The organism is Sphingobacterium sp. UBA5789, from assembly GCF_002418355.1.
Lineage (GTDB): Bacteria > Bacteroidota > Bacteroidia > Sphingobacteriales > Sphingobacteriaceae > Sphingobacterium.
In genome coordinates this window covers 635,001-649,235 of record NZ_DIDX01000007.1, presented here as the reverse complement: position 1 = coordinate 649,235, position 14,235 = coordinate 635,001, and the positions used below count along the sequence as shown (strand labels likewise).

At 40.6% G+C, this 14,235-nt stretch carries 10 protein-coding genes; 6 read left to right on the top strand and 4 right to left on the bottom strand.

Going from position 1 to position 14,235, the window contains the following annotated elements; translation table 11 throughout:
* The first annotated feature begins 2 nt into the window (after positions 1-2).
* Positions 3-473, top strand: a complete 471-nt coding sequence (locus tag B4B65_RS20235; RefSeq protein WP_002999220.1) for a MarR family winged helix-turn-helix transcriptional regulator — start codon at positions 3-5, stop codon at positions 471-473.
* An 87-nt stretch (positions 474-560) separates the two neighbouring features.
* Here B4B65_RS20235 and B4B65_RS20230 read toward each other — a convergent pair whose 3' ends face one another.
* Complete coding sequence (locus tag B4B65_RS20230) at positions 561-1,346, bottom strand: ZIP family metal transporter (RefSeq protein WP_293918336.1); 786 nt, start codon at positions 1,344-1,346, stop codon at positions 561-563.
* The gene (locus B4B65_RS20225) at positions 1,343-1,933 is read right to left on the bottom strand and encodes a phosphatase PAP2 family protein (protein WP_201678317.1); all 591 of its coding nucleotides are present in this window, start codon (positions 1,931-1,933) and stop codon (positions 1,343-1,345) included. The genes B4B65_RS20230 and B4B65_RS20225 overlap by 4 nt, the downstream gene beginning before the upstream one ends.
* Before the next feature lie 197 nt (positions 1,934-2,130).
* On the opposite strand from B4B65_RS20225, the gene glmM reads away from it, so the two are divergent.
* Positions 2,131-3,513: a phosphoglucosamine mutase gene (gene glmM / locus B4B65_RS20220; RefSeq protein ID WP_293918333.1), complete on the top strand. Its 1,383-nt coding sequence runs from the start codon at positions 2,131-2,133 to the stop codon at positions 3,511-3,513.
* Positions 3,514-3,557: 44 nt separating this feature from the next.
* Here glmM and B4B65_RS20215 read toward each other — a convergent pair whose 3' ends face one another.
* Complete coding sequence (locus B4B65_RS20215; protein WP_293918331.1) at positions 3,558-4,979, bottom strand: RtcB family protein; 1,422 nt, start codon at positions 4,977-4,979, stop codon at positions 3,558-3,560.
* A gap of 357 nt (positions 4,980-5,336) precedes the next feature.
* Here B4B65_RS20215 and B4B65_RS20210 point away from each other — a divergent pair, with 357 nt between their 5' ends.
* A complete protein-coding gene (locus B4B65_RS20210; protein ID WP_293918329.1) occupies positions 5,337-6,365 on the top strand; it encodes a helix-turn-helix transcriptional regulator in 1,029 nt (342 codons plus the stop codon).
* 107 nt (positions 6,366-6,472) lie between these two features.
* Here B4B65_RS20210 and rlmF read toward each other — a convergent pair whose 3' ends face one another.
* Positions 6,473-7,387, bottom strand: a complete 915-nt coding sequence (gene rlmF / locus B4B65_RS20205) for a 23S rRNA (adenine(1618)-N(6))-methyltransferase RlmF (protein WP_201678321.1) — start codon at positions 7,385-7,387, stop codon at positions 6,473-6,475.
* A 281-nt stretch (positions 7,388-7,668) separates the two neighbouring features.
* On the opposite strand from rlmF, the gene B4B65_RS20200 reads away from it, so the two are divergent.
* The 3 genes from B4B65_RS20200 (at position 7,669) to B4B65_RS20190 (ending at position 14,221) form a co-directional block, all read left to right on the top strand.
* Positions 7,669-8,550, top strand: a complete 882-nt coding sequence (locus tag B4B65_RS20200; RefSeq protein WP_293918327.1) for a glycerophosphodiester phosphodiesterase family protein — start codon at positions 7,669-7,671, stop codon at positions 8,548-8,550.
* 105 nt (positions 8,551-8,655) lie between these two features.
* A complete protein-coding gene (locus B4B65_RS20195) occupies positions 8,656-12,666 on the top strand; it encodes a hybrid sensor histidine kinase/response regulator transcription factor (protein WP_293918325.1) in 4,011 nt (1,336 codons plus the stop codon).
* Positions 12,667-12,820: 154 nt separating this feature from the next.
* On the top strand, positions 12,821-14,221 hold the full coding sequence (locus B4B65_RS20190; protein ID WP_293918323.1) for a sulfatase-like hydrolase/transferase: 1,401 nt from the start codon (positions 12,821-12,823) through the stop codon (positions 14,219-14,221).
* Positions 14,222-14,235 lie beyond the last annotated feature (14 nt).

The window sequence follows — 14,235 nt, the reverse complement described above, 5'->3', positions numbered from 1 at the left end:
TTATGAAGATTGAGGAAGAATTAAAAGTCAGACAGTTCAAAAGCGAGTGGCATAAAGTGACGGTTAATCTTGTTTTTACTGCGAATAAATTGACCGAAATTCTGGAAAAGCGGGCTGAAAAACAGCAGATTACTTTGCAACAATTTAATGCACTGCGTATTCTTCGTGGTCAATATCCGAATCCGGCAACCAATAATCTGCTGAAAAGCCGGTTGTTAACAAATACTCCGGACATTTCCAGACTGATGGATCGTCTGGTGGCAAAGGATCTGATCTCCAGATGTAAAAGTTCAGGAGATAAGAGATCCGTGGATCTGCTGATCACTGACAAGGGATTACAGGTATTGGAAGAACTGGAAGAGGTTATGCTGCTTAACGACATCCTGCCAAAGAATTTTAAAGAAAAGGATTGTGAAAAACTAAGTGATCTGCTGGACAAACTGAGAGGATCTCTCTGTTCGGGTGAAGAATAGAAGAAATAACAGCTTATAAAAAAAGTGTCATTTGTCTGAAAACGAATGACACTTTTTTAGATACCTGCTATTCAGGATATCTATTTACTAATGCTGATGATCATGCTGTTCAGTATGATCGTGACCTTGATGATCGCCGTGATCATGACTGTCAAATAAGAAATTGAACAGTGATACGGCCACACCCAAAGCTACAGCAATCATTTTCTTCTTGTTGAAATGATGATGATCCGCAGAACCAGATTCAAACAGTATAGTCGTAGAAATGTGTAAGAATATACCAATAACTACGGCCATGATTTTATCAAAATACAATTGAATATTTCCTACTTCTCCGGCACTGATACCTTTGCTTAATAAAAATCCCAGAGGAGTCATTGCTGCAAAAATAATGATGAAGACACTAATCTTTGTTTTGGTCAGTTTGGTGTTTAGCAATAAACTTCCCAAAGCAAAAGCTGCAGGAATATGATGTATCGCAATACCAAATACCAGCTCACTCTGATGGGCGGATGCTAAAGGCATTCCTTCCAGAAAAGCATGCAGACACAGACTTATCATGATTCCGATCGGGAATGCCTGATGTCCGTGATTATGGATGTGCCCGTGCTCTATCCCCTGAGAAAATTGTTCCAGTACAAGCTGAAACAAAAATCCGCCAAGTACATAAAGCCCGATAATCCCGGGGTCGGTATTGGATGCCTGATATACATGTGGTATCAGGTGGAGTACAGTGATCGCAAACAGATAAGCCCCGCTAAAGGAAAGTATCAGTTTGAGGTTGCTGGTGTTGTCTCTTTTGACAAAAAAGACAGCGATTCCGCTGGATAAAGCGGAAATAAATAAAATTGCTATGATAAGGGTTGCGCTCATTCAGTTATTGGAGAAGTCGAATTAAAAAAGTCCGGCCTCAGTTTTTTAAACAGATTTCCGGTCAGTAATCCGATGCAAATTCCCAGAAGTGCCCCACAGAGGACATCAAATGGATAATGTACACCGACATATATTTGGGATACACTGATTAGTGTCGCCCAGGTAATAGCCAGCCAAAGTGTATGTTTCCATTTTCTGCGGAAAAGTACAATCCAGAAAAAGGCCATTGCAAAGTGATTGGTGGCATGCGAAGAAGTAAAGCTAAAACCGGAGCCACACCTGACCCGGATATTGACTTCTTCTTTGAATTCAATGTCATTACACGGACGTACACGTTTCACCGTTTTCTTAATAAGATGAGAAGAAACAGCGTCCGAAATACCAAAGTTTGCAAGTGTAAAAACCACGATCAGAATCCCCATTTTTCCGTATGTCTTAATGAAAAAGATCACCAGGAATAAGTATAAAGGAGCCCAGGTGTATGGGTTTCTGAGAATAGGAAGTAACCAGTCAAAAAAGGGATTACTAAGTCCCTGATTAATGGCTAAAAAGATAGCCTGGTCAATTTCAATAAGTTGTTGAATCATGTTTTCTATTTAATGATGAACAGTGTCTGTATGAGGTAAACCAATACCAAAAGTAAGAATAATTTATACCTACAGAAATAATTCCATCAAATGAAACTTTGTTGCAACAAATATACGGTTAGTTCAGCAAAAAAGAAACAGTTAATTATAAAATATACAGCTATTCTCTTAAATTTACCCGGTAAACATAATTTGAGATGACATTAATAAAATCAATATCAGGCATTAGAGGTACAATCGGCGGTAGGTCAGGAGAAGGTCTGACTCCGATTGACATAGTTAAATTTACAGCTGCATTTGGCAAAATCATTGTCAAAAAAAGCGGAAATAATAAAATTGTTGTCGGACGCGATGCGCGTATTTCGGGAGAGATGGTCAGCAATCTTGTGATCGGCACCTTACAAAGTATCGGTATTGATGTGATAGATCTGGGGTTGTCAACGACACCTACAGTAGAAATAGCTGTTCCGAAAGAGAATGCAGGAGGAGGAATTATTCTGACTGCGTCTCACAATCCTGGACAATGGAATGCATTGAAGTTATTGAATGATAAAGGGGAATTTATCAATGATGCCGAAGGCAAAGAAGTCCTGAGTCTGGGTGAAAGTCTTGATTTTGACTTTGCAGAAGTAGAACAATTAGGCAAGGTAGAAAAGAATGATTCGTATCTGCAAAAGCATATAGATGATGTATTGGCATTGGATCTTGTGGATGTGGAAGCGGTGCGTAATGCTAATTTTAAAGTTGCCGTGGATGCGGTGAACAGCACCGGAGGATTATTTATTCCCGCATTACTGGATGCATTGGGAGTAAAGACAGTATATAAAATTCATTGCGAGCCAAACGGGCAATTTCCACATAATCCGGAACCTCTTAAAGAACATCTGACAGATCTTTCCAAAGCTGTTACAGAAAATGCTGCTGATCTGGGTATCGCTGTGGATCCGGATGTAGATCGTCTGGTATTTATGATGGAAGACGGAGAGCTGTTTGGAGAAGAATATACTTTAGTGGCCGTTGCAGATTATATTTTACAGCATACAAAAGGCAATACGGTGTCTAATCTTTCTTCTACACGCGCATTGCGTGATGTGACTGTCAAACATGGTGGTGAATATTTTGCAGCTGCTGTAGGTGAAGTGAACGTAGTGACCAAAATGAAAGAAGTGAATGCAGTGATCGGTGGAGAAGGGAATGGCGGAGTTATTTATCCGGCATCTCACTATGGTCGTGATGCATTGGTTGGAGTGGCTATCTTCCTGACGCATCTGGCCAGATTAGGTAAAAAGGTGTCCGAGTATCGTGCTGAACTGCCTCAGTATTATATGTCTAAAAATAAAATCACATTGACACCAGAATTAGATATTGATAATCTGCTGGCAAAAATGGAAGAAAAATACAAACACGAAGATCATTCGACTATCGATGGACTGAAGATTGATTTTGCTAATGAATGGGTACATCTCCGTAAATCTAATACCGAACCTATTATTCGGATTTACTCCGAGGGTCCGACAGCAGCTGCTGCAGAAGCAATTGCACAGAAGATAATTCGGGAGATTGAAGAAATTATTAAATAATAAAAAACGGGCACTTTTCAGTGCCCGTTTTTTATTGCAGCAGATTAGTCTTCCCGGCTCCCGTCATCAGCCATTCGAACGATTTTTGGTGAAAAGGTAGCCAGCACATCGATCAGATCTGTCTGTGCTTCCATCACAGTATGGATATTTTTATAAGCCATTGGCGCTTCATCCATTCCGGCTCCCAGTAACGTTACACCGTGGTCTGTCAGCATTTCTTTCCATGCTTTTTTAGATAAAGTCTTGATGGCTTGTGTACGTGACATCTGACGTCCTGCTCCGTGGGAAGCGGAATTAATAGCGTTTTGTTCTCCCTTTCCTCTTACCAGAAATCCGGGTGCAGTCATTGATCCCGGGATAATTCCCAATACCCCCTTACCTGCAGGAGTTGCTCCTTTTCGGTGTACAATGACCTCTTCTTCATGCCATTTCTCTTTCCAGGCAAAATTATGGTGATTTTCTACCTTCGCCAATACTGTTGCGCCTAGTGCTTTAGCCATTTTTGTGTGGATGATCTCGTGGCAGGCAGAAGCATAATCCCCGGCAAGATTCATCGCCATCCAGTATTCCTGTCCGGCTTCACTGTTCAGATCCAGATAAGCAAGGTTGCTCGCCGAATACGGTAATTTACATAGCTCTTTAGCGATCTTTGTGTAATGTGCGGCAATCGTTGCACCAAGACCACGTGATCCGGAGTGCGTCAGTAAAGCGACATAAGTACCAGCCTGTATTCCTAATGTGGTATCAGTTTCTTTGAATTCAATAATTCCGAATTCTACAAAATGGTTGCCTCCACCTGAAGTTCCTAATTGAGACCAGGCTTTATCCTTGAGCGTACTGATCAGAGGATGTTCGTCAAACAAAATATTGTCCAGGACAGCATGATCGCTTCGCTGATATTTTAAAAATCCGTGTCCGGCACCAAAACGGGAATTGTCAAGCAGCTCTTTCTGAAAAATTTCTTTATTTTCCGTTAGCTTGTCAGCAGGTATATCGTAAACAGATAAAGCCATTCGGCAACCTATATCTACTCCTACACCGTAAGGGATAACCGCATTTTTTACAGCAAGTACACCACCAATCGGAAGACCGTATCCCTGATGCGCATCGGGCATCAGTGCACCGGCTACTGTTACAGGTAGTTTCATCGCAATATTCATTTGATGTTTGGCCCCATCCTCGATTTGTTCTGAACCATAAATCTCGTAATTTTTTGGATCTTCAATCAATGGAATCGTATCGTCTGCAGGTATGCTGTTTTCATCTATCAGCAACTGAGCCAGCGGAGAAAAAATAGGGTCATTCAGAAAAGCTTCCGGATCTCCCAGAATTTCTTTATAACGGTTTAGCATTTCCTCTCTGCTAAATCCTAATCTTTTCTTGTTGATTTTGAGCGCTGTACCTAATGAATAGTTCTCTTTATATCCCAGGGCAAGTAAATCATTGCCATTAATTCGTTGTGTCATATCTGTATAATGCAAATTATTAAAAATTTTATTGTTTCTAACCGGCTCTTTATGCCTTTAAGCTACACCTCTCGCAGGTGACAGGATTCCAACCTGTATCTCCGGAGCTTCTCAAGTCATCGACCTGACAATACAAAGATGCAAGAGGTATGACGCAGTGCTTTTGCGCAGATAGATGTTATATTGTTTTAAAGTTTTAAGTGTCTTATTTTTAGTTTTTTAATTTTAAAATTTTGATTTTAAAATCTTTTTTTTGCTTTATTGCGCAGTTTGATTGCGTAGATACAGTGCGGATTGATTACTTTTAAAAATCAAAATAGACGATAACATTCCCATTCATTAAAAAAACCTGATAGTATGGCAACTAATAAGCTCGCCCTGATACGCTATAAAACGATTGATGATTGCCTCCGAAACAGGCACCGAAAATGGACATTGGATGATCTTATCGAAAAAGTAGCCGATGCTCTGTACGAGTATGAAGGAATTACAAACGGGATTTCCAGACGGACTGTACAGGCGGATATTCAACTTATGCGAAGCGATAAGCTGGGGTATAATGCCCCGATTGTAGTTACAGACCGCAAGTTTTACAGTTATTCGGATCGGGAATACAGCATCAGCAATTCTCCTGTGACAACTGCCGATATGGACAAAATGAAAGAAGTCGTTGATGTACTGAAACACCTTAATGGCTTTTCTTATTTTGATGAAATGAGCGATTTGATTGCCCGGTTGGAAAATAGTCTTCATAAAACCGGCAAAACGGAAAGAAGTACCATACAGCTGGAAGGAAATAAATTGCTACGGGGGCTGGACTGGATTCCTGTTATCCATCGGGCTATACGACAGAAGATCCCTTTATTGATCGGTTATCAATCCTTTAAGTCTCAACATCCTACAGAAAGCGTCTACTATCCGTATTTGCTGAAGGAATATCGTAACCGTTGGTTTATGATATGTAAACCCCGGAAAGGAAAGATGTTACTGACACTGGCACTCGATCGTATGAAAGAGATACAAGAAATGGCAAAGGATGGTTTTGTGGAATACGATGGGGTGGATTTTGAAAGATACTATTCTGATGTCATTGGTGTCACTAAGACGGAGAAAGACAGGGGACAGCGGATCATCCTGGAAGTGGACGCTTACAATGCAGATTATGTACTGACCAAACCCATACATAGTTCACAGCAGTTGCTGGATCGTAAAGAAAACGGGAGTATATTGATTCGTCTGGATGTGGTGCTCAATTTTGAGCTGGAACGCGAAATCCTGGGTTTCGGCGAATGCATTAAAGTGCTTTCTCCCCGTAATCTGCAGACCCGGATTGCGAGGAGGATAAACAAAATGAATGAACTTTATAATCCAACAGATAAGAGTTAGCTTTTCGGTAGCGATTTGCTTTCAAATGGATATGGAAGTACCGGCAATACTATAAAAAAGCCGCTATTTTTATAACAGCGGCTTCAGTTTATCTTTTTTATAGACAATTAGGACCATCTCCAGGCCAGAATCCGACTTATCTTATTGCCTTGTTCCATTTTGATGATTTCGATATCTTTTGCTTTCTTAAATTCGAGAACAGCAACTAAAGGCTTCAGGTTGTCTTTGTTTGCGACTAATGTTGTACACCAGCCCAGTTGTGCCTGGTAATCCATACTTTCATAGATCATCGTACGGATAAAAGCTTTTTCCCCGCCTTCATACCAAAGTTCGTTGGCATTACCTCCAAAATTCTGAACCGGAAGAGCTTCTTTATTCTTATTGACATTCTGAAATTTCCTGGTTGTACTTTTCCAGTTCTCTTCCCGTGAACCATAAAAGGGAGGGTTGCAGAGCACCAGATCATATTTTTCACCCGGTAATATCACACCTGCAAATACATGTGCCTTATCTTTCTGTTCTCTCAAAACGATTGATTTTTTCAATGCTTCGTTTTTGGAGCTGTTCATATAAGCATGATGCAGAGACTGCGCATCAATATCTGTACCTACAAATGACCATTTATATTCCTGATGTCCGATGATCGGATAGATCAGACTGCTTCCTGTTCCTATGTCCAGCACTTTTACCTGCGGGCCACGGGGAATATTTCCATTGTGGTCTTTCGCCAGTAAATCAGCGACATAATGTATATAATCCGCCCTGCCCGGAATTGGCGGACATAGACTGTTTTTACCAATTTCCCAATGTTGCAGATCGTAATGTAAAAGCAATAATGTCTTGTTAAGTTCAAATACGGCCTTTGGATCGGCGAAATCAATAGTGACCTGCCCTGCAGGGTTTGTGATTAAGAATCCGCTCAGGTTCGGATTTTTTTTCGTTAAACGCTGAAAATCGTAACCCGAAATATGTTTATTACGCGAATGAAGGGTCTTTTTTATTTCTTTTGGGGACGGTTTCATATGATGAATTTTAAAAAAACAAAGGTAAGATTTAAATCCTTACGGACATGTATAAAATTATAGGACTGTGACTAATCGTCAGGATCTGCAGATTCTTGATCTCAGGGAAACAAAAAGATTACATTTTGTTAAACTGGAATTCTTATTTTCACTGTCAGAATAATACCTGTGAAATATCCATATCGTGAAGGCTGTACAAACACAAGTGAAGGAGTTGTTTGATAAGTTCTTTATATCTGGTTCGGCTATTCCTGTAATCCTTAAAAATAAACTATATACATATGAAAACCTATTGCAAACTGCTTCTGCCATTGATTCTGGTTACCTGCTATACTATTTCAAATGCTTTTGCTCAAAAACTTCACATACAGAGTTATAAAACGGTAGCGGATATGTACAAAGCTTTTCAGTATACACCAGGTAAAAAAATAATAAGCGGACATCGGGGGACAATAGAGCAAGGGCTTCCTGAAAATTCTATCCCGGCTTTTGAGGCCGTGTTAAGACATACTCCCGCTATCTTTGAGATTGATCCCCGGCTCACAAAAGACAGTATTGCCGTTTTGCTGCACGATGCTGATCTGGAGCGCGTCACAAATGGGAAGGGAAAAGTATCGGATTACACCTGGAAGGAACTGAAAAAGCTGAAGCTTAAAGACCATGCCGGTAATGTAACCCCTTACCGTATCAATACACTGGATGAAGTCATAGACTGGGCTAAAGGAAAGACAATCCTCAATCTGGATAAAAAAGATCTGCCTATGGAAATGACTGCCGGTATTATCAAAAAACATAATGCTTACAGTTGGGTTTGGGTCACGGTACATCATGTAGATCAGGCTAAATATTATCTGGATAAAAACCCTGATCAGTATATGTCTATGCATATCAAAGATCAATCTGCACTGGATAAGTTTAAAGCGTCAGGACTGCCGTATAACCGGATGATCGTATATATCGGCCCTGAAGTGAAAGCAGCCAATCAGCAGATGTATGACTTTTTCCATTCCAAATCAGTGATGTGTATGATTTCTACAGCCCCGACCTATGATAAGTTAAGCAGCAAAGAAGCCAGAGCAGAGCAATACCGTGCGGTCTTTGAGGATGGAGCTTCTATACTTGAGTCTGACCTGCCTGTAGAGGTTTCACAGGCTTTGAGATAGGAAAACGTTTAATTCATTGCTTAAAATACTAAACCTGGAGCTCTTTTTTTAAGCTCCTTCTTAGCTTTTTGGTCTATTATTTAGAAATTCAATTATATTTGAATTATGACCTATAAGCCGAAATTAGTATACTATCTTTTTTTGTTGCTGTTATTTCTACCTGATGTATCGTTCGCGCAGTACCGTTTTGACCATTTATCAGTAGCAGACGGGCTATCCAACAGTACCGTACTTTCTATCGGGCAGGACCGGAGGGGCTTTATGTGGTTTGGTACACGAGACGGGCTCAATCGCTATGACGGTCGTACTGTTTCGCATTATTCACATACTGCAGATGACCCGACAACGCTTATAGACAATGATTATATCTACAGTATCAAAGAAGATGAAACCGGAAATATCTGGTTTGGTTCACAGAAAGGACTTAGTTACTATTCACTGGCCGAAGACCGTTTTGAACAGATTAATTATCAGGTAGCTGGCAAAAGCAGGCCACATTCATTTGCAATACTTTGCATTTACATTACACGAGATAAAAGAATATTCTTCGGAACTAATGAAGGCTTAAGTTATCTGGAAAGCAACAAATCCCGAAAATTTATTCATATAGGTGATAAGGAAGGGCTTGTCGGTCAGCAAGTAAATACGATCAGTGAAGATGCTGCAGGGAATATATGGGTAGGGACAGATAAAGGATTAAATAAAATTCAAATCCCAAAAAATCATAAAATTAAGATAGAGCAATCCGGAATATTGCATCCTTCCGGATCTTACTTTGTCCGAGCATTGGAATGCGTAAACGATCAGCTTTACATAGGAGTAGATAATAAGGGAATTATACGATATGATCTCCGAAATGGTATTATACATAATTATACAAAGGAGAATGGTAAGTTAAGTAATAATATTATCCGCAAAATCATCTACTCCAAAAGATCAGGAAAATTGTATATCGGTACAATGAGCGGATTGACTATTGAGGATCTGAAAAGCGGACGTATAGATCAGATACATAAAGATCTTTCCAACAGCAGCAATCTTTCGGACAATTCCATTAAAGATATATTTGAAGATAAGGACGGATCCATTTGGTTAGGTACCAATTTCGGAGGTGTATCCGTATTTCATCCGACCAAATCCTACTTTAAAATATATCGTGCTAATCCGTATGTCAACAGTTTGAGCGGAGATCTGATAAGCCAGTTGAAAGTCGATAAGTTTGACAATTTATGGATAGGAACCGAAGGCAACGGTCTTGATTATCTGGACCGGAAAACCCAAAGGTTTACAAGTATATCCGGGACTTACGGGCAAATTCGTTCTTCTACAGTCAAATCCATATGGATAGATAAAGACCGGATATGGGTAGGCTTGTTTGACGGAGGAATAGATGTACTGCAGCAGAATGGGAAAAGTATACAGTCGTTTTCTCCCGGCTTGCATATGCTTAATCAGGGATACATAAGCAGCATTCAGCGCCATCCGGACGGGAAGTATTGGATTGGTACTGCTTCCAACGGGATCAATATTTATGACAGCACACAACAGCGTTTTTCTTATATTAACGATACCTCCAAAGTCCGTTTGTCTAACAATTACATCAAGGATATCCTGATCGATCAATCTGCGAATGTTTGGGTTGGAACAGTTAAGGGGTTAAATGTGCTATGGAAGAATACCACTCAGTTTGAATTGTATGAGATTGGAGAGGAAGGGCTTACATCTTCTTATATCCATTGTATCCGGGAAAGTCCTTCCAAAGAAATATGGATCGGAACCTATAAGGGAGGTGTCTACAGATTTGATAAAGCCACACATAAATTTGATCGCTGGAGTATACAAGAAGGTCTGCCAAGTCCCAATATAATGTCTCTGGAATTTGATGAACAGGGAATGGTATGGGTAGCTACGGATAAAGGATTGGCCAGATTAAACCCTGAAACCGGCAATATCCAGCTTTTTGATACACATGACGGATTACCGTCTTCCGAATTTAGTCTTAATGCTTCGACCCGTGCCCATGATGGTCGTTTGTATTTCGGTACCTATAAAGGGCTTGTCGAGATTAATCCGAAGCAATTTACCGGACAAACTAAGAATCCCGAAATCAGGCTTTCGGCACTCAAACTGTTCAACACGATTGTACATCCCGACGATGCTACTCATTTGCTGGATCACGATATAAGTCTGATGTCCGGGCTTACACTCAACTACGACCAGAATTATTTTACCATAGATTTTATCTCCATTGACTATATCAATCAGTTTAAAATAAAATACAGGTACAAACTTGATGGTTTTGATCAGGAATGGAACTATGTGGACCAACCCGTTGCCAGTTATACGAATCTTTCTCCCGGAAATTATACCTTGCTGCTCAATGCTACAAATGCAGACGGTAAATGGGGGGATAAACCGTATGCATTGACCATCAAAGTTCGGCCCCCTCTGTGGCAGACCTGGTGGGCCTATATGCTCTATGCAATGATTCTGCTTTCCGGAGGATATCTTTTTGACCGCTTCAGACGCCGGCAGATCCAATTGAGCAATGAACTGCTCTATCAGCAGAAGTATGCAAAGGATCTGGATGGTCTCTATCAGGCAAAACTGGATTTCTTTACTAAAATATCACATGAGATCCGTACACCACTGACACTGATTGTCGCTCCGCTGGATAAGCTGTTGGAACAGATCCGCGAAAAGGAAACCGGATCCTACTACCTTGGTATCATCAAAAAGAATGTAGATCGCCTCTTGTTGATGGTCAATGAATTGCTGGATTTCCGGAAAATCGAAGAAGGTAAAGTGGAGTTAAGATTACAGCAAGTGATGTTGTTGCCTTTTATAGAGGAACAGGTTGAGCTGTTTCAGGAGGCTTTTCATACAGGTGGAATCCACTTTACCCTGAAATGTACCGTTACAGAGCCTGTTTATCTCGATCCTTATCAATTCAGTAAAGTAATGTCCAATCTGCTGGTCAATGCAATCAAATTTACACCTGCAGGCGGATCAATCAGTATAGAGGCAGAAAGACAGCAAACTAAAGTAGCTGTCGTCATCACGGATACAGGTATGGGGATCGCTGAGGAAGATCTGGAGAAAGTATTTGCGAATTTTTATCAGAGTGACCAGGTGCGTGAAAAAGGTTGGGGAATAGGACTGTCACTGTGTAAAGCTATCGTTGAACAGCATGGAGGAACAATCCATGTTCAATCTACAGCTCAAAAGGGAACCACATTTACCATTCTACTGCCGGCCTCTGTACCGACCTCCTATCCTGTACATCCGGAAAATACAATGTTCCGGCATAATTCAGAGGTAAGCATTCCGTCTGCCGAACTTTCCCTTATACATCCTAAGTTAAAAAGAAGCCTTCTGGTTGTTGAAGATAACAGAGATGTCGCAGACTTTTTGCTCAAATCACTGGAGCTGGAATATGATGTATATACGGCAGCAAACGGTGAAGAGGGTGTGCAGATGGCATTAGAGATACTTCCGCAATTGATTATTTCTGATGTATCCATGCCGAAAATGGATGGGGTGGAGCTCACACGTATACTGAAGTCTGATCCTGCAACCAGTCATATTCCTATAATTCTGTTAACTGCAATGGACAAGGAAGTGCAGATCACAGCCGGATATGAGGCAAAAGCCAATGCATATATTATCAAACCATTTAGTATACAGGTTTTACTACTGCAGATCAGCAACCAGTTGGATCATGTAGACCGCCTGAGGGAAAAATATACAGAATCTCTTTTAAATCCTACCTCAGAAGAAACCTATACGGATATAGATGCTGTTTTTCTCAAAGAGTTGAAATCCCATATAGAAAACAGACTGGAAGATGCAGATCTGCGTGTAACGGATCTGATCGCACATATGGGGGTTTCGCAAACTGCTTTTTATAAAAAAGTCAAGACACTAACCGGACTGACTATAGGTGATTTTATTAAAATACTCCGTCTCAATCGTGCGGCTGCGCTGCTGCAGGAGACAGATCTGCCCGTGTCTCAGATTGCCTACAAAGTTGGTTTCAATGATCCAAAATATTTCAGTAAAGAATTCAAAAAATATTTTGGAAAGAATCCTACAGATTATTCTAAAAATAGCTGATAAAGTATAACAGAGGCATAATGTAAAATTTTCACCCTAAAAAAGTAAAATATTACCCTGTTCTGTTTCCCGGATCTTTGAATATTTGAATATCGGAATACAGGTATGTTATACCGATATGACCAAATTGTAGATAAACTTAATGACGTGATCAATGGGAACCTTGAATCAAATCGTTTTTCTGTTCACCCTATTCATGCTGACAACGGGATCTGTTAGTGCGCAGCAGCGTCCTAATATTATTCTTATTCTGTCAGACGACGGCGGATACGAAGACTTTGGCTGTTATGGAAGTCCGGATATTCCTACTCCACAGATAGATGCCCTTGCTCAGGGAGGAATTCGTTTTACAAACAGTTATGTGACTGCTTCAGTATGTGCACCCTCACGTGCAGGTCTGTTAATGGGACAATATCAACAACGAAGCGGATTTGAACACAACGTCTCTAATTTACCAGTAAAAGGCTATCAGATTCAGGATGTAGGTTTGTCGGATACCATTCGTACTATTGCTGATCAGATGCAGTCAAACGGATACGAAACAGTAGCTATCGGAAAATGGCATCAGGGAAATGAGACAAAGCATCATCCGCTGCATAAAGGATTTAATCATTTTTTTGGATTTATAGGTGGTCATCGTAGCTTTTTCCCTATCCGAACGGCTATTAAGCAAGAAGAAAAGATCCTGAATGATTATACCGAAGTGGATGAAAAGGATGTCTATTACCTTACGGATATGTTTACAGATAAAGCCATATCTTACATTCGCCAAAAACAGGATAAACCATATTTCATATATCTGTCCTATAATGCAGTGCATACTCCTGTAGAGGCAACACCTCAAAAGTTAGCACAGTTTGCACACCTTAAAGATGCTCAGCGCCGGAGTTATGCGGGACTTATGTCTGCTATGGATGACGGTATCGGTCGCATAGTCGCTGAGCTAAAGGAAAGCGGGCAACTGGAGAATACATTACTTATTTTTCTAAATGATAATGGGGCTGCTACCAATAACGGAGCCGATAATGGTCCGTTGAGAGGACTTAAAGGTTCCAAATGGGAAGGTGGAATCCGTGTTCCAATGATTATGCACTGGCCGAAAGAGCTACCTGAAGGTAAAGATTACAATGGCCTGGTCAGTTCGCTCGATCTGGTTCCTACCTGCGTTGCTGCGGCAAGAGGAACAGTAAGATCAGACATGCAGCTGGACGGAGTAAATATTTTACCGTTTATAAGCGGTAAAAATAATCAGGAACCTCATGCGTATCTCTGCTGGAGAAGAGGGGTTGCAGCTGCTATTCGCAAAGAACGGTGGAAGCTTATACAGGTAAGAGGAGAATCACCTTTATTATTTGATCTCAGCCGTGACATCGGAGAAACTAAAGATCTGGCAGAAGCTCAGCCTCAAAAAGTGAAAGAACTGACCGCTCTCCTGCAACATTGGGAACAAGGTCTCGACAATCCACACTGGGTAAGTCCCTATGGAGATTATAATCAGATTATGAAACATAAAATGGACGTCATCGGAAGAAAGATGGAACGTCAGTATCCTTAAATATTCAATTACCT